At 45.0% G+C, this 16,506-nt stretch carries 19 protein-coding genes; 9 read left to right on the forward strand and 10 right to left on the reverse strand.

Translation table 11 applies throughout. The features are described from left to right. Positions 1-4: 4 nt before the first annotated feature. The 3 genes from HZB61_11970 to HZB61_11980 all read left to right on the forward strand — a co-directional run bounded on the left by HZB61_11970 (position 5) and on the right by HZB61_11980 (position 2,928). A complete protein-coding gene (locus HZB61_11970; protein ID MBI5057320.1) occupies positions 5-1,297 on the forward strand; it encodes a DUF512 domain-containing protein in 1,293 nt (430 codons plus the stop codon). Next, complete coding sequence (locus tag HZB61_11975; protein MBI5057321.1) at positions 1,275-2,099, forward strand: shikimate dehydrogenase; 825 nt, start codon at positions 1,275-1,277, stop codon at positions 2,097-2,099. Before HZB61_11970 ends, HZB61_11975 begins: the two co-directional genes overlap by 23 nt. 76 nt (positions 2,100-2,175) lie before the next feature. Continuing rightward, positions 2,176-2,928, forward strand: coding sequence for a cytochrome c (locus tag HZB61_11980; GenBank protein MBI5057322.1), 753 nt, complete (start codon positions 2,176-2,178; stop codon positions 2,926-2,928). Positions 2,929-2,964: 36 nt separating this feature from the next. Here HZB61_11980 and HZB61_11985 read toward each other — a convergent pair whose 3' ends face one another. The 3 genes from HZB61_11985 to HZB61_11995 all read right to left on the reverse strand — a co-directional run bounded on the left by HZB61_11985 (position 2,965) and on the right by HZB61_11995 (position 5,135). Then, a complete protein-coding gene (locus tag HZB61_11985) occupies positions 2,965-3,633 on the reverse strand; it encodes a HEAT repeat domain-containing protein (GenBank protein ID MBI5057323.1) in 669 nt (222 codons plus the stop codon). Then, positions 3,620-3,826: a NifU family protein gene (locus HZB61_11990; GenBank protein MBI5057324.1), complete on the reverse strand. Its 207-nt coding sequence runs from the start codon at positions 3,824-3,826 to the stop codon at positions 3,620-3,622. Before HZB61_11990 ends, HZB61_11985 begins: the two co-directional genes overlap by 14 nt. A 94-nt stretch (positions 3,827-3,920) precedes the next feature. Next, the gene (locus HZB61_11995) at positions 3,921-5,135 is read right to left on the reverse strand and encodes an FprA family A-type flavoprotein (GenBank protein MBI5057325.1); all 1,215 of its coding nucleotides are present in this window, start codon (positions 5,133-5,135) and stop codon (positions 3,921-3,923) included. 89 nt (positions 5,136-5,224) lie between these two features. On the opposite strand from HZB61_11995, the gene HZB61_12000 reads away from it, so the two are divergent. Both HZB61_12000 and HZB61_12005 read left to right on the forward strand, forming a co-directional pair. Beyond that, on the forward strand, positions 5,225-5,509 hold the full coding sequence (locus tag HZB61_12000) for an acylphosphatase (GenBank protein MBI5057326.1): 285 nt from the start codon (positions 5,225-5,227) through the stop codon (positions 5,507-5,509). A gap of 180 nt (positions 5,510-5,689) precedes the next feature. Then, positions 5,690-5,896, forward strand: a complete 207-nt coding sequence (locus tag HZB61_12005; GenBank protein ID MBI5057327.1) for a cold-shock protein — start codon at positions 5,690-5,692, stop codon at positions 5,894-5,896. A 78-nt stretch (positions 5,897-5,974) separates the two neighbouring features. Here HZB61_12005 and HZB61_12010 read toward each other — a convergent pair whose 3' ends face one another. Then, positions 5,975-7,537: a methyltransferase regulatory domain-containing protein gene (locus tag HZB61_12010; GenBank protein ID MBI5057328.1), complete on the reverse strand. Its 1,563-nt coding sequence runs from the start codon at positions 7,535-7,537 to the stop codon at positions 5,975-5,977. A 99-nt stretch (positions 7,538-7,636) separates the two neighbouring features. Then, entirely contained in the window at positions 7,637-10,183 is a 2,547-nt protein-coding gene (locus tag HZB61_12015; GenBank protein ID MBI5057329.1) for a hypothetical protein, read from the reverse strand. Between the two features lie 218 nt (positions 10,184-10,401). Between HZB61_12015 and HZB61_12020 the strand changes: the two genes are divergently transcribed. After that, on the forward strand, positions 10,402-10,821 hold the full coding sequence (locus HZB61_12020) for an EamA family transporter (GenBank protein ID MBI5057330.1): 420 nt from the start codon (positions 10,402-10,404) through the stop codon (positions 10,819-10,821). A 121-nt stretch (positions 10,822-10,942) separates the two neighbouring features. Here the strand turns inward: HZB61_12020 and HZB61_12025 are convergent, their stop codons facing one another. Both HZB61_12025 and prmA read right to left on the reverse strand, forming a co-directional pair. After that, complete coding sequence (locus HZB61_12025) at positions 10,943-11,500, reverse strand: DJ-1/PfpI family protein (GenBank protein ID MBI5057331.1); 558 nt, start codon at positions 11,498-11,500, stop codon at positions 10,943-10,945. A gap of 135 nt (positions 11,501-11,635) precedes the next feature. After that, entirely contained in the window at positions 11,636-12,487 is an 852-nt protein-coding gene (gene prmA, locus HZB61_12030) for a 50S ribosomal protein L11 methyltransferase (GenBank protein ID MBI5057332.1), read from the reverse strand. Between the two features lie 100 nt (positions 12,488-12,587). Here prmA and HZB61_12035 point away from each other — a divergent pair, with 100 nt between their 5' ends. The 3 genes from HZB61_12035 (at position 12,588) to HZB61_12045 (ending at position 14,735) form a co-directional block, all read left to right on the forward strand. Beyond that, entirely contained in the window at positions 12,588-12,959 is a 372-nt protein-coding gene (locus tag HZB61_12035; protein ID MBI5057333.1) for a hypothetical protein, read from the forward strand. Between the two features lie 183 nt (positions 12,960-13,142). Then, positions 13,143-13,874, forward strand: a complete 732-nt coding sequence (locus HZB61_12040; GenBank protein ID MBI5057334.1) for an ABC transporter ATP-binding protein — start codon at positions 13,143-13,145, stop codon at positions 13,872-13,874. A gap of 105 nt (positions 13,875-13,979) precedes the next feature. Continuing rightward, positions 13,980-14,735, forward strand: a complete 756-nt coding sequence (locus tag HZB61_12045; GenBank protein ID MBI5057335.1) for an ABC transporter permease — start codon at positions 13,980-13,982, stop codon at positions 14,733-14,735. A gap of 2 nt (positions 14,736-14,737) precedes the next feature. Here HZB61_12045 and HZB61_12050 read toward each other — a convergent pair whose 3' ends face one another. From HZB61_12050 to HZB61_12060, 3 genes are all read right to left on the reverse strand, one after another. Beyond that, complete coding sequence (locus HZB61_12050; protein ID MBI5057336.1) at positions 14,738-15,037, reverse strand: helix-turn-helix domain-containing protein; 300 nt, start codon at positions 15,035-15,037, stop codon at positions 14,738-14,740. Between the two features lie 53 nt (positions 15,038-15,090). Beyond that, complete coding sequence (locus HZB61_12055) at positions 15,091-15,330, reverse strand: hypothetical protein (protein ID MBI5057337.1); 240 nt, start codon at positions 15,328-15,330, stop codon at positions 15,091-15,093. Positions 15,331-15,766: 436 nt separating this feature from the next. Beyond that, positions 15,767-16,501 carry a competence/damage-inducible protein A gene (locus HZB61_12060; GenBank protein MBI5057338.1) on the reverse strand — a complete coding sequence of 245 codons (735 nt, stop codon included), beginning with the start codon at positions 16,499-16,501 and terminating at the stop codon, positions 15,767-15,769. Positions 16,502-16,506: the final 5 nt, after the last annotated feature.

Raw genomic sequence — 16,506 nt, forward strand, 5'->3', positions numbered from 1 at the left:
TATTATGCAGGCGATAATAAGCAACATAGTTGAAGGAAGCATCGCGCAGAACGCGGGCCTTGAAAAAGGTGATGTCATTTTAAGCATAAACGACAACCCCGTCAGGGACGTTATAGATTACATGTTCTATTCGCGGGACGACTCCGTCAACCTCAAAATCCAGCGGGGCAATAAAACGCAACTCTTTAAGATCAGAAAGAAAGAGGGTGATTACCTCGGCGTCGAATTAAAGCCGTCGAGGATAAAACCGTGCAGGAACAAATGCGTGTTCTGCTTTGTGGACCAGCTGCCCAAGGGCCTCAGAAAGACCCTTTACCTGAAGGACGATGATTACCGCATGTCCTTTATTCACGGCAACTACATCACCCTTACAAATCTTTCCGATCCGGACAAGAAGCGCATTATTGAACAGAAGCTCAGCCCTCTCTATATCTCCGTGCATACGACCAATAACGAGCTGAGAAAGAAGATGTTGGGTAATCCGAAAGCATCCGACATTTTACAGGAGCTGCACGATTTTACCGCGCACAAAATTAGGATCCATGCCCAGATAGTCGTATGCCCTGGCCTGAACGACGGTGAGGAGCTTCTAAAGACCATCAAAGACCTGCAGAAATTCTATCCCTATGTGGCATCCATTGCGGTCGTCCCCGTCGGGCTGACAAAGTTCAAAAAGCCCAATGTAAAACCAGTTGAAAAACCCGATGCCGTAAAGGTCATCGATACCGTGAAACAGGCAAGGGTCAGGTTCAGGAAACGCCACGGTGATCCGGTGGTGTATATTGCAGATGAATTTTATATCAAGGCCGACCTGCCCTTCCCTCTCCTTAAAGATTACGGAGACCTGCCGCAGATCGAGAACGGTGTCGGGCTGGTGCCGCTGTTTTTGAACGCCGCAAAAAAAATAAAACTTCCGAAAAAGATCGAGCCGAGAAGGGTGGCCACTTTCACCGGCGCGTCATTTATTCCTTATCTTGAGGAATTCGCTAAAAGGCTCAATACGATCGAAGGACTGAGTCTCGACATATTCAGGGTTGAAAATAAGTTCTTCGGCCCTACGGTGACAGTGGCCGGATTAATTACCGGCAAAGATATCGTGAAGACACTCGCCGGCAAGACCAGGGCCGACTGCCTGATCGTGCCCAATGTTATGCTGAGATACGGAACAGATGTGTTTTTAGACAACGTCACCTTAAATGACCTTGGAGAATGTCTCGGCATGAACGTCAAAGCCGTTGATTCAACGCCTGAAGGACTTTTAAAAGGAATAACAGATGGATGTAAGTGGGAAAACTAAAATAGCCGGCATCTTCGGCAACCCGATCGAGCATACTCTCTCGCCCGCAATGCACAATGCCGCATTCAAGACTCTCCGGCTTGATATGTGTTATGTCCCTTTCAGGGTTTTGCCTGAAAATTTACCGGACGCGGTCAGGGCCGTCCGCAGTTTAGGTCTCCTCGGTGTCAATGTAACAGTGCCTCATAAGGAACAGGTTATTCCCCTGCTCGATGAGGTTGACAGGGAGGCCCTGTTTATCGGCGCTGTTAATACAGTTGTTAACACTGCCGGGAAATTGAAGGGATACAATACCGACGGCAGGGGCTTCATGAGTTCCCTGTCTGAAGAAGGAGTATCAACAGAAAGCAAGGACATCCTCATCATCGGTGCAGGAGGTGCATCAAGGGCGGTAAGTTATTATTTAAGTGAAAAGGCTTCAAAGCTTTATTTATATGATGTCGACAGGCCAAAGGCAGAGAGGCTGATAAACGACCTCAAAAAAATCCGCATTAATGTATCTCTTCTTGATGACCCGAAAAACATCGGGAAGCCGGATATAATTATCAATGCAACGCCTCTTGGACTCAAGCAGGAGGACCCTCTGCCGTTAGATCCCGATTTCATCACACCTGATACGGTCGTATGCGACCTTGTATACAAAAAGACAAGATTACTTCAGGAAGCTGAAAGGAAAAGGGCAAAAACGATCAATGGGTCGGGTATGCTCTTATGGCAGGGGGTGCTGGCATTTGAGCTGTGGACAGGAGTTAAGCCGCCTGTTGATGTCATGCGTCAGGCGTTATTGTCAAGAATTAAATAAAGTATTTTTGCATTGAAGCTTGATATTTTTATTAAAATTGATATGATAAAGAAAACCTGAAACAAAAGGAGAAAAAATGAAAAGGACAAATATCCGTTTTTTATTAATCATAGTATTATTTTTTATATTTTCAATATGCGCGTCATCGCCGGTAACTGCAGATGATGTGCAAAAATTAACAGGGATGAAATTTGTTCAACTTGCAAGAGGCGGGATGTTATACGACAACTGGATGGCAGAGCTTGGTGGAAAAATTGACAAGACACATCCTTCATACCCTGCAAACGGGCCTCAAAAAGGCCCTGATACCTGGCGCTGCAAGGAATGCCACGGGTGGGACTATAAAGGCAAAGTCGGCGACTACTCAAAAGGAAGTCATTACACAGGTATAACAGGTATACGTTCATACGCGAACATGGACCCTGTCGAGATAGTTAAAATACTTAAAAACGATACACATGCCTTCGACAATAAATTGTCCGAAAACGATTATGACGCGCTTGCCCTCTTTGTATCTCTGGGGCAAATAGATGTAGACCTCTTTATTAATCGTGAAACTAAAAAGAGTTTCGGGGATGTAGCCAGCGGCAGCAGGATATATCTTGCAACGTGCATTAAATGCCACGGAGTCGACGGGAAAGAAATAAATATGAGTACCGACAAAAATACAGTGAGATATATTGGAACTGTAGCAAACAAAAACCCGTATGAAACTTTGCATAAGATCCGCTGGGGACATCCCGGCACGCCGATGATCTCCTTGCTGTTCCTTGAACTCAAAGAACAACTCGATGTGCTCGCATTCTGCCAGGCCCTGCCGGAAAGATAGAATTAAGACCGGAGAGCTGTAAAAAAAGGCGCTGCACTAAGTCAATTTCTTCAAAACCTCTGCTGCGAGTATACCAACGGTTTTTTGTCTTAGCTCGCCTTCTTCGTAGAAATCGATGATGCTGTTGTCGCCCCTCAACGCTTCCAGGTCATTGATTACTTCCGTTGCTCCCATTTCACCAAGCGCCCATACCGCGTAACCCCGAAGCGTTGTGTCAGCACTATGAATATATGAACGGATAATGGAAACCGCATACTCAACCGTTTCGGCGTTTATCTTTCCGATCCTGCCCATTGCCCAGATAACGCCGCTTCTCAGCATTATTTCATCGTGGGAAGACGCTATTATCGGCGCGAGGTCCGAACACAGCGAGGGGTTGTTCCTCACTATTTCGCCAAGGATCTGTGGTGCGCTCCATGGTATCCCGCCGGATTCATCGCGCATCATCCATAACAAGCGGTTCGCGATATTCCTCACAACGTCAGGATGCGATTTTGATATTTCTTTTGCGGCTAAACCAATGGCCTCTATAGCCCGCCACGATACCTGGCTCTTTTTTTCATAGGAAAGGGAGATGAGTTTACTGATGACTTTTCTGTCATCACAGGAGAGTCTCGATATAACGTCAAAGGCCTTTTTATCAAGGAGGGAAATTATTTCATCTTTTGAAGGCGGCACCTGATTTACCTGTTCACTGCAGGACAAGTTTAATATCGGGCATCCGTTCCTGAAAAGCAACTCTTACGCAGTTGGACTCGCATTCGGCGCAAAATCCCACACACTTTATTATCACCTTCTTGCCTTTTATCTCAATCAGTTCGGCAAAACTGTCATGAGCCTCAAGAAGCCAGTTTAAATTGTGTAAGACCTCGTGTACCCTTTTCTCGATCTCTTGCATACTTTTGATAGAGTTTACCTCTGATATTTAGTTAATGAGAAACCACTTACGGCTTGCACAAGAAAACAATGGAAATATTTTAACATATATTCCCTTAAAATTTTCCGTGATACTCCTTTACCTTTTTAGCAAACTCCCTTGCAAACTCATAACACTTCCGGTTCTCTTCCGCAGAAGGCTTGTAAAGCACCTGCAATCCCGGTTCAACGGCTTCCAGTTTCATTCTCTTAAATTCTTCATACGCCTCTTTCACCGCGCCGCCGCCCCATCCATAGCTTCCGAACGCGCCCATGATACGGTTCTTGGGACGCAGTCCCCTTAAATGGGTCAGAAATTCCGCGACAGAAGGGAACAATATGTTGTTCAGCGTCGGGCTTCCGATAAGGCATCCCCTTGATTTCCAGAATTCCTTTATAGCGACGCTCATCGGCGTAGCACGCAGCTTTATTACCTTGCAATCAATACCCTCATCTTTTATGCCGTGCATCAGGGGAAGAGTCATAAGCTCTGTGCTGTGCCACATGGTATCGTAAATAACGGCAATGCTTAAAGACGTCTTTCCGTTTGCAAGATCGAGATATTTCTGTATGATGTTGCCCGCCTCCTGTCTCCAGATTATGCCGTGGTCAGGCGCGATCATGTCTATCTCAAGCCCGAGTTTAGTTATTTCAGCAATCTTGCTTTTGATTAACTCCCCGAAAGGCATGAGTATATTTGCGTAGTAGTCAACGACGGAATCTTCAAGGTCTGAGTGTGAAGCGCACTCAATGAATTCATCGTCAAACCTTGAGGATGTCGCGATATGCTGTCCGAAAGCGTCCTGTGAAATAAGCAGCTTTGCCTCTTTCACATAAGTCATCATTGAATCAGGCCAATGAAGCATCGGGGTTTCGATGAAGAACAGATTGTATTTGCCGGTGTTAATAACATCCCCTGTCTTTACAATCTTGAACTTCCATTTTGAAGTATCAAAGTGCCTGTCAAGTCCTTTCTTCCCCTTCTCAGTGATATAAATAGTTGCATCAGGCGCAAGCGACATTATCTTGTCAACGCTGCTTGCGTGATCAGGCTCAATATGGTTTATCACAAGGTTAACGATCTTGGAAGGGTCGGTCAGCTCTTTTATATTGTTTATTGTTACCCGGGAGAAATCATGCTTCACCGTATCCACGAGGGTAACTTTTTCGTCCATTATAAGATAATTGTTATACGTCGTTCCTTTTGGCGTCATGTATCCGTGAAAATCTCTTACGGCCCAGTCAATTGCCCCCACCCAGAAAATATCAGGTTTTATTTCTATTGTCTTCACACTTCCCTCCGAGAATATTTAGAAAAGAATTTCACAATAAGTTTGCAAGATTTGAGAATTTGTTTTATGTATAATTTATAACACAACAGATGGAAAATGGGAAGGTGCATATAATTATTTCAGGCTTGGTCCAGGGCGTTTTCTTTCGGGCAAGCACACGGGATATGGCTTTAAGTCTCGGACTAAAAGGTTGGGTCAGAAACTTGCCTGACGGAAATGTTGAAGCGGTCTTTGAAGGCCAGGTGGACAAACTCAAACAAGCCGTTCAATGGTGTCATAAAGGCCCTCCGGGCGCGCGGGTTGTGAAAGTTAAAGAGAAATGGCAGGGGTATACAGGAGAGTTTTTAAGTTTTGATATCAGGTATGGATATTGAATGAATTGGCGTACATTTTTGTGTATTTTTTTATTGACATTTATTCATGAAAGATGACATTATATTTTTACTTATAAATAATTCTTTATGTATTTGGAAGGCTGCAAAAAAATCTTTATTCTTGCAACCTTTTTAAGAGAAGCAAAGATATTTTTTTGCTTTAGCTTTAATAAGGAGGTAATGAAGTTGGCTGAAGGAAAAGTGAAGTGGTTCAATGAAGCCAAAGGTTACGGCTTTATAACAAGCGAAGAAAGCGGCGACATATTCGTTCACTATTCTTCCATTCAGGGCAACGGATTCAAGACCCTTGCCGAAGGCCAGGCCGTCAGCTTCGACGTTGAACAGGGACCCAAAGGCCCCAAGGCTGTAAACGTAAACAAAGTATAATTTACCTTTATAATTCCCCCTGCTATGCTCTCATATCAGGGGGGTTTTTTGTTCTCTGTCTTTTTCAGAATGCGGACTTCACGATACGTATAACGCAAGGCGCGCTATCTTATTAAGAGTAGCCTCCAGTCCTTCTCTTAAAAGCTCAATGGCTTTCTGCCTGTCTTGCACAAGCTCACCATTCACTTGTAAATCTGCACTGCCCGACTCGACCAGAGCTGCTAACTCATTTAATAAGTCCTCTCTACCCCTGGTGCCGTCCATTAGCATCAACAATCGCCTCTCCAGTGAACTATCCATCTGTACGCTTGTGTGGCGCAGGCTTGTGACACGGTTATCATTCTTCAGTTGTAAACGCACTAATGGACTGACAACAGGACGCTCACTGACATTCATAGTAAATTTGGGAGGGCCAATATGAAGCTCTGACAATCCTGCGGCAAAGGTCCATAAAATAATTTTGCACAGAGCGGGCACAGCTTCTTCTGAGGCGGTTTCATTTTCAGAAGGGCCGCTATTCAAACGGCTTCGTACTTTCAAAAGCAGGTCGTTGAAATGCAATGACCCCGGCCATGCATCTGCCAGTTCAGCGATAACAGCCTTTGCGAGCGGATGGCCTGTCTTCATGGACGCGCCCTGAGAATTCCGGAATTCTTCCTCGGCCTCAGAGGCAATTGCGGGTCTTTGTGATACGGGCTGGGCAGACGAGGCAATATAATAATTCATCATCTGCTCAGGCTGCGGCGTCCGCTCCAGTTTGACATCCTTATGGCATAAGAGAGTGCGCCGGAACCTCCGGCATCTGAAAAAATCCATGTATTGTTCCTTGAGCATGGTCCGGCCCTTTGAAAGGGCCTGCAAAATATTTGTGACATCCGAGGGAAACGCCTCCTGCATATCATGAAAATTCGCATCAGACAAATACTGCAGCCCGTGCTTGTCAGCAAGCTCCATGAACTGGTAGAAATAAAGCGGCAGATTGACCTCAGCCAGCTCGTCATGGTAAATGCTCTCATCGCACCTCTCTGATAATTCTTTCACTGTGTCCTTCAGGAACTTGCTGTAATTATTTTCAGGCAGCGACTCTGAAAGAAACTTTACAAAACTTAAAGCCTGGCTGATCTGCTCTTTCGGCCCTTCATATTGAGCGGCGTGAAAGCGCATCATCCCTCGCACCATACCCTGAAGGTGGTAACCGGGATGAGTATTGTAACTCACATAGGCAACCCCATTCGGTGAAAGGAGGTCTTTGCAAATGGCCATGATCTTTTCCTGCACCGGAGGCGGGACCCATGAAAACAGTCCGTGGGCGATGATGTAATCGAATTGTCCGAGATCGGCAGATACCTCCATTATGTCCAATTGCCGGAGAGTGATGTTTTTCAGTCCAAGCGCATCTACCGTGGCCTGTCCTTGCTCGATCGGGCTTTTCGCGAGGTCAATGCCTGCAAACTCACTGTGCGGCAAAACCAGCGCCATAGGGACAATATTGCCCCCGCTGCCGCAGCCGAGCTCAAGCACCCGGCAGTTTTCTGCAGGCGCAGGATTCATTCCGAACAGAGTGGCCAATGTCGCGAGATGCTCAGGATGCGTCTGCGGGTACGCGTAACTGGGATAAAGGAATTTATCGTAAGGATTCATTCTGCATTAAAAATAATCTTAACTGAAACAGGATGTCAAGCACATTATCACTGCTCCAGACTTTATATAGGGATTTAAGAAAATGGATTCAAGAACGAATTACTGAGTCTCAAATGCGCCTATATCGGTCCTCGAAACACCGTCCTTGTTCCCGTCAATCGGCCTCGTCTTTCCATCAAAATCGTCGGTGGGCGCACTTAAATCACTCCCTGAATCTATCGCAGGTGAATTGGCTTTTAACCGGTAATTGCCGGAAGACACATCAATGAACATTGGATCGGCAGAGATATTGAAGTTTACACCGGTTTGATCGGCAATCCCTTGGTAATTGATTGTGTTGCTGTAGACCAGGTTGTTTTCCCATACAGGCAGGCCGGTCTCTGGCCATGTCAAATTGTTCTCGAATCCAATATTATTTCCCACAATAATATTATTTCGGTATACATGGTATGTAGCCGCATAACTACTCTCCAAAATTCCTGCGCTGTTTGAAACAAAGGTGTTATTTATTACCTCTGTCTTTTCATCTGTAAAAAGGCTCATCTTTATAGCGGGACATGCGTTCTCATGGAATAAATTGTTAATTACGCGCGGTGAGGATCTGTCAATAAATGAAATTACCGCAAAATCTTTACGCGAATAATCTGACCAGCATGAATTATTTCGAAAAATATTCTTCTCTATGATCGGCGAAGCAGATGAACCCGTGATTGCAGCGCCAAGGTAGCTTGAACTGTTACCTTTAAATATATTCTCCAGTATCCGTGTATTCTTTCCAAATATCGTGATCGCCTGCTTTGCATTGGTTATAGTAAACCCCTTTATGGTTCCACCCGGTCCGATGACGATAGGAGTATAATAGGGAGCTAAAACAGCATCGCCGTCAATAATTGTGTTTGAAGATCCGGACATGCTCTGGAGAGTAATGTCTTTACCACCAAAATTGATCCCACTATAATAAACTCCCGGCGGCACCATAATAGTATCACCGGATTCTGCGGCATTGATTGCATCCTGAATGCTGCCTCCGTTTAACTTAGAGAAAGCGTTGATTATTATCGTATCAGGGATGCTATCTCTCTTGCCGTTATTGACAACCAGGCTTAGCACGTAACTTCCAATTACGTCAGGAATAAAGCTCGGTCCAACAGAATTTGGATTAGATAAGACTGCAGTACTTTCGGCCGGAACTGAGACAAATGTCCAGTTGTAGGTTAAAGAATCCTCGCAGAAAAAACAGTCTGATCTACTTGCTGAACCATCAAGGCTGACAAGATTTCCTTGAAATACGGTCTGATCGGCCCCTGCATTGGCAAAAGGAGCTGGTAACGCGTTAACATAGATTACCACTTCAACTGCCGTGCTATTTGCAATGCTGTCACTGACTATCAAACTGATTTTATATCTTCCCGGCAAGTCGGGTGTAAATTTCGGGTTTATGGAATTCGGATCGGAAAGAGCGGCATTGCTTCCTGGGGGAACAGAATCGAGAGTCCATGTGTAAGTCATCATATCTCCGTCCGGATCATAGCTTCCGTGGCCATCAAGAGTGACCTCACTGCCTTCATAAACATTTTGTCCATAACCTGCGTTTGCCACAGGGGCGCTGTTCTCTCCGGGCCAATGCTCTCTTGAATCCAATTCAAATGATCCGTCGCCGTCTTCGTCGGCGTAAACGCGGTATGCCGCACCGGAAACCATTTCCAATTTGGCCCTGCTGTTGCCGGAGCCGGAGACTACGAGGAGACCTGTAAACGGCCAGTTAGCACCGGCGTAAATGCGGAAAGGCCTGACAGTCGATACATCCACATAGCCGTAAGCCGGGTCATAATACCTCCCTGACATGGTGAATTCCGTGCAACTCCCCGATGTATCCCATGTGTCGGAAAAAGTCATCCTGAAGTCTTCATATTTGTACACCTTTGCCGAACAGGAGCAGCTTATCATCATGTTCATGGTGATAGCATAAGGATAGGCCGTATAATCATAAGTTATACTCCCTCTGCTGACAGAAGTGTCCCCTTCATATGAGACGTTCAGGTCATTAAAATTGATTGTCATCAACAGGTATTTGCCTGTATAAATGTCGTATTTTCCAGTCATGTCCGTATTGCCGGAAACTGTAACGCCGTCGCTGCAATAGGAGTTGTACTTTATCGAGCCGTTTGTTTCCCCCGTCTGAGGATCATAGTTTAAAATGCGGTCCAAACTGCCACCGCAGTTACCTTCAATGGTTTCGCTTTCACTTTCCATTGCGCCTGATACAGTCGCATTAGATTTTGAGACTATATTTGCATTTTGAAATGATCTTTCAAGAGTTTTGGATAATATCAATAAACGCGGGCGCGCTGGTTCAATAGTTTTCCTGGTTTCTGTTTGGGAACCAGCCGCACTCTTCTGCGCTATATTCATATCGCCGAATGCAATATCACCCCCTTCAAATGCCATCATTGAAACTTCTTCAGCGTTATTTGCAGTTATCGCAGCCTGCGTCACGCTGCCTGAATATGTAACTATATTAATATGCTTGCTGTTATCTCCTTCGTTGCTACTACCGCCTCCCCCTCCACCACCACACGCGATAAAAACACCAGAGAATAAAGCGCAGAGTATTAACATTAAGACATGTACGGTTTTTGTTTTCATAATCCGATCCCCTTCGATAATGTTAGCGCTATAACCGCAATACAAATTTGATAAGAACCCGACAAAAGAACTTCTTGGGATAAATTAATTTATCATTTCCAGACACTGTTGTCACCTGTCCGAAAGTACAGGTGACAGGATAAGCCAAATACCATCCTTGACTTATCATCAAAAAGCCTTTATTTTTATCTTTAACAACAGTGAAGAGGAATTTATAAATGTTCAAGTCAGATAACTGGTTCGCTTTGGCCTTTTGCTCTCTTCTGTTCTGGGGGCTGTGGGGCTTTTTTCAGAAATTAGCGACGAGCTACATCAGCCCCAGGAATGTTTATGTCTTTGCCGCCCTCGGCACATTGATCATCGTCTTCTTCACTCTTCTGTCAATGAACTTCAAAATGGAAATGCACGGGAAAGGGACCGCTTATGCTGTCCTTGCGGGACTTACCGGAGCCATAGGCGGCCTGTTCTTTGTTCATTCTGTCGGCAGGGGAAAGGCCTCCATCGTAATAACACTGACCGCGCTTTATCCGGTTGTTACAATTCTCCTTTCGTTTATAATTCTGAAAGAAGAAATCACATTGAGGCAAGGTATCGGGGTCCTTCTTGCACTGATATCAATGGCGCTGCTTTCAATGTAGGTCATGTCTCATGAACAGCCATACTCATTGCGTCATTCCGGGCTTGACCCGGAATCCAGTTCTTCTCTGGATTCCCGCTTTCGCGGGAATGACATTCTCATCACTCTTTGATCTCATGCGCTCAATCACACTCCTGCTTGACCAGCATCGCATCTTTTATCTTCTGTGCCTTTTCTTTACCAGCCAGTCTCCTGACAATGGCAAGCCCAAAACATATAGCTGTCCCGGGACCCCTGCTCGTCAGGATATTCCCGTCCTCTACAACAACCTTTTCTTCGTACACGGAATTACCAAGCCTCTCCCTGTAAGCTGGAAATGAAGTTACGTGCTTGCCTTCAAGTATGCCGGCATTCGCAAGGACGTAAGGTGCCGCGCAAATAGCGGCGGCGAGTTTTCCTTTTCCGTGAAAATCCCTGATGAGGTCTTTTACTCTTTTGTCCGCATTGAGATTGTCAGAGCCGGGCTGCCCTCCCGGAAGCACGATCATGTCAAAGTCATCAGCCTTCACATTATCGATCACAGTATCAGGAATGACCTTCACCTTTCTCGCGCTTACGACATGGCCGTCGTGCAGGCCTGTTACTGCAACATCGATTTCCGCCCTTCTCAAGACGTCAATTATCGCCATTGCCTCGACCTCTTCAAAACCGTCAGCGAGTATCACCGCAACCTTCGGCATATCAATCCTCCTTTAAATGTTTTTTCATGGTCGAATGGGAAAAAGCATAGGGCATAGAGCAAAGAGCATGAGTAAATTCTGTCTTTCATTTCAGCCAAAAGACTCCAAATGACTTTTATTAGTTGTTTAATGCTTCTATTTTTTCCCACGCGTGAGAACCATTGTCACCCATTTATCGTCGAACATTTTTTCTTCAGGTATGAGACCCGCATTTTCCGCTGCCTTTAAAACATTCTCCTCATCTCCGGCAAGCATACCTGAAAGAACAGCAATGCCCCCGCGATTCAGCCTGGATACGATTTCAGGGGCGATCTCAATAAGCGTTTTGGCGATGAGATTAGCAATGATGACATCAAATGTACCCTGTACCAATGAAATACTTCCTTCCTTTATTTCCACATTCTTCAGGTTGTTCAGTTCAACATTTCTTCGGGCTGCGTCAACAGCAAGCGGGTCATTGTCAATCCCGGTTATTTGCGTAAATCCCAACATGGATGCCCCGATGGCAAGAATACCTGTACCGGTTCCGATATCGAGGAGACTTTTTCTCCCGCCTACTGTTGAAATTCTTTCAATATGCGCAAGGCAGGTCCTTGTGGTCTCATGATGACCTGTGCCGAACGCCATCCCCGAATCTATAAGGATGTTGATACGTCCGGCGTGCTCCTTTTCCCATGGGGGAATAATCGTGATATTTTCTCCTGCAAGGATAGGAGTGATATTCTTTTTCCATTCGGCATTCCAGTCTTTATCAGGAAGCAGGACATGACTGAAAGAAAGCGCTGATCCAAGGCCGGAAGATTTGAGCACCAGCTTAAACCGGGACAGCTCGTCACAGAGAAGTGCGATATCTTTTTGCCCTTCAAAATAGGCGGTGAGCTGTCCGTCCCTTTCAATAAAACCGAGGCAGCCCATATCATTCAATTTATTCATGACGGCTTCCCTTGATTCATCCGGGGCAATGACAGTAAATTCGTAGTATTTCATCAAATAATTGTATCAGGTTTTTCTATATTTTTTATATTGACACAACCATGCATCGAATGATACGTTATTTAATAACTGGATAATCCAACGGGGACTAATAATGAATATCAGGTACACTTTCATAGGAATAATTGCTGTCCTTGCGGGGATTTGGCTTTATGCCGCTTTGTCCGCCCTTAAAGTAGAGGAAGGCTCATTTCCCAATAAAGTAATAATAAAAGAAGGCATCATACGATCAGAGGAAGATGTTGCAAGGGCCCTTTCCGATGAAAAAGGCTTTGACCTTGAAGGCGCATACAAGACGGGATTTTCACCTACTGATGTAATTGATTATTTATCAAAAGAACCTCACAAATATCCGGTCACTTTATATGATGGAAAGTTTTACGAAGGCAGACAGACCGTGGTCCGCCTCATACCTCTCTCAGTATGCATCCTTCTGATCGCAGGCGGGATCTTTCTGATCATTTAAAAAGGAAGAACAAAAAAATTCTGAGTTCTTCGATATAGCTGCAATATATCACGTTAGTCATTCCGACTTGTTCGGAATCTTTCTTTAAGAAGGATTCCTGTCAAGCAGGAATGATATCGCCCCCCCTCACTGGGCTTTAAAGATTAACCGGGTTTACAATTTGAAGATGTTATAATTATCTCCATGAATATAGTTACTGCTAAGGGCCTGACGAAATACTACAACTCTTTATGCGCGCTGAACGGCATAGATTTTGAGATCATTAAAGGCGAATGTTTCGGTTTCCTTGGACCAAACGGCGCTGGCAAAACTACTGCCATGAGCATAATCCACTGTTTTATGCCGCCCACGTCAGGGGAAGTAAAAGTGTTCGGCATGGACGTTATTGAAAATCCATCGGAGATAAAGGCAAGATTAGGCGTAATGCCCCAGGACAACAACCTCGATCCAGATCTTTCCGTCCTTGAGAACCTGATTGTCTATGCAAGATATTTTGATATACCCAGGGAAGAAGCTGCGCAGCGGGCAGGAGAGCTTCTGAATTTTGCGGAAATCAGCGAGAAGTCCGGCGTAAAAATAACGAGCCTCTCAGGTGGAATGAAGCGCAGGCTGCTCCTTGCAAGGGCGCTGATAAACAATCCTGAAATGATGATTCTGGACGAACCCACGACCGGGCTTGATCCCCACAGCAGGCATTCCGTCTGGGACCAGCTTAATCAATTGAAGGCGAAAGGCATAACTTTCATACTTACGACACACTACATGGAAGAGGCTGAAAAACTCTGCGACAGGGTGGCGATCATGGATTCAGGACGGATTGTTGCGATAGATTCTCCGTCAAAGCTTACAGCCGTTCACGGCGGAGATCTGGAAGAAATTTATTTAAAACTGACAGGGAGCAGCCTTGAGGGATAATATGAAAATCCCCCTACATCCCCCTTTTTCAAAGGGGGACTTATTCCCCTCTTTAGCAAAGAGGGGCGAGGGGAGATTTTGGAAAAACCATGCGGGTAATAAGCATTGAAAATTAAAAGGGCGTTCAGGATCTGGCAGAGAAATTTTACTGTTTACAAAAAGCTCTATCTGTCGAGCATAGCCTTCAATTTTGTCGAACCGGTGCTTTACCTTGTTGCGATGGGGCTTGGGCTTGGAGGCCTTGTAAAGGATGTGAACGGCGTGCCCTATATAAAATTCATTGCCCCGGGGCTGATCGCTTCCTCCGCGATGTTTGCAACTGCCTCCGAATGCACTTACGGAACTTATATCAGAATGGCGCATCAGAAAACATTTGACGCAATACTTGCCACGCCTGTGAGTATAGACGACCTCACAGCCGGAGAGATGATGTGGGGCGCGACAAAAAGCGTTTTCTACGGCTCAATAATAACCCTTGTGATCTTCTTATTCGGACTCGTTGATTCGCCGGTGATCATTCTTGCCATACCCGTGCTTTTTATCAGCGGAATGATCTTCGCGGAAATCTCGATAATAACTACCGCTGTTGTGCCGGGCATCGATTTTTTCAGTTATTTCTTTACCGTCCTGTTAACGCCGAGTTTTCTTTTCTCCGGAATTTTTTTCCCGCTCGATACGTTGCCCCCGGTTGTTACGAAGATAGCTTTCTTTACGCCCCTTTATCATCTCGTGAATATCTGCAGGGCGTTTTCAGCAGGCTCATTATACTCCGTGAGATGGGACATAGCGTGGCTTATCATTGTAGCCGGACTGCTTGCGCCCTACCCCTTCAGGCTCATGCGCAGAAGGATGATAAAATAATTTCATTTCTCAATTGCCTCGTTGCGTTTTATGCGCTTATTCAGCGCCTGCCGGGTGAGGCCCAGAAGGGACGCGGCTATGCCCTGATTGCCATTCGCGCGTTTTAATGCCTCGGATATCAAAAGTTCTTCTGCTTCCTCCAGGGTAGGTAGGCGTCCGTTGTCCTTGATGATGGAAAAATTCTCATTAAGTGGCGGGGCAGCATTGGTTTTCACATTCAAACCTTTGTGTTTCATGAACTGCTTAAAACTATTCATTGAAAGTATCCCGGAATTATGCTGGGCGACGGCATCAAAAACCATAGCCTGCAATTCACGCACGTTTCCGGGGAAGGAATAATTCAACAGCATGGTTGTCAGTTCTTGAGGGTACGAAGGTTTTTTCCGAGAACGTTCTTGAACGCGGGGGTTACCTGCTTAAAATATCCGGCCAGGTCAGTAATGCACAACATGTCATTTGAGAGGTCAAACAAATGTTCGAGGTTATTTCCTGAATGCTGGTAAAATGTTTTTGGTTTCTCCACCGGCGAGACGCGGCTGTGTTTTTTTGCAAACTCGCTTATGGACTGTATCTTTGATTTGTCATCATCTTTCATAGATCACCTCATCAATAAAGATAAAATTTCCGGAGCACAAAGGAGTTATTTATTTTACTACTTTCAAACGTCCTCTGTGGAATATATTTCATATGCCTATTAACCAACCTCTCAACTTCAACCATGCCCCTCTCTCTCCCGCCCAGCGGCCCTTTCCGATATACGCATGACTTAAGATTGCCACTGTTTGCACTTTCAATAAATGCAAAAATCAGGCTAAGAAATGAGTTTTAATGAAAATTAATTATTAAGCTTGATAATCAGGAAGATAGCGGGTGGAGTACTTTATTTAGTGATAAACCAAATGGGTGCGACGGAAATTGACAGAAAATTCAGGGAAACCGTGATATCTTCATATGAGCTAAGGGTTTTTCATGGGTGCAACTTTTGTCTCATTAGCAAATAATGTCGCGCCCATTCATCGATGAAAGAAACTTCATTCAACTTTGACAATTATGTCCTGCGGAAGTCTTCTCAATAAGTCATCTGCTGCCTTGTTAAGAGATTCTTCAGATTTGGATTCGGCGGTTATCAAGACCCTGTATTCCTTCGCTCCGGTAATTGGATATGAACCGAATGCGACGCCTGAATGTTCCGCAACAACTATATTCAAACTTTCCGCAATTTCAGTTTCATGCGTATTGAGATAAATTTTTTTCAGATAGAATGACGGGGAACGGAACCGTTCTTTTATAAATGAGAACTTGTTCCGCATGTAATCCGGGATGCCGGGAAAGATAAAAATGTTCTTGAACGAAACAACGGGAAAGCGCATGTTCTGCTCGCAAATGATTTCAACCCCCTCCGGCAATTCCGCCATTTTCAAGAGTGCGCTGTTTACATTGTTCTTGAACCTTAAAGTTAATATCTTCTCAATTTCAGGATGCTGTACAAGCTTCACGCCAAAGCCTTTTGCGATGCCTGCCATTGTCACATCATCATGAGTAGGCCCTACCCCGCCTGACGTGAAAACGTAATCATAACGTCTCGAAAACTCCGCGGCTTCCCTGCCTATTATATCTATATCATCAGGTATGACTGATATCCGCCTGACATCCACTCCCAGGCCCCTCAATTCACAAACAAGAAAGTGAGAATTAATGTCCCTCACCTTCCCGGAGAGTATTTCGTTCCCGATGATTATTATCCCAGCCGTCTTTGAATTTTGCATATTAT

The organism is Nitrospirota bacterium (assembly GCA_016214845.1).
Taxonomy (GTDB): domain Bacteria; phylum Nitrospirota; class Thermodesulfovibrionia; order UBA6902; family UBA6902; genus SURF-23.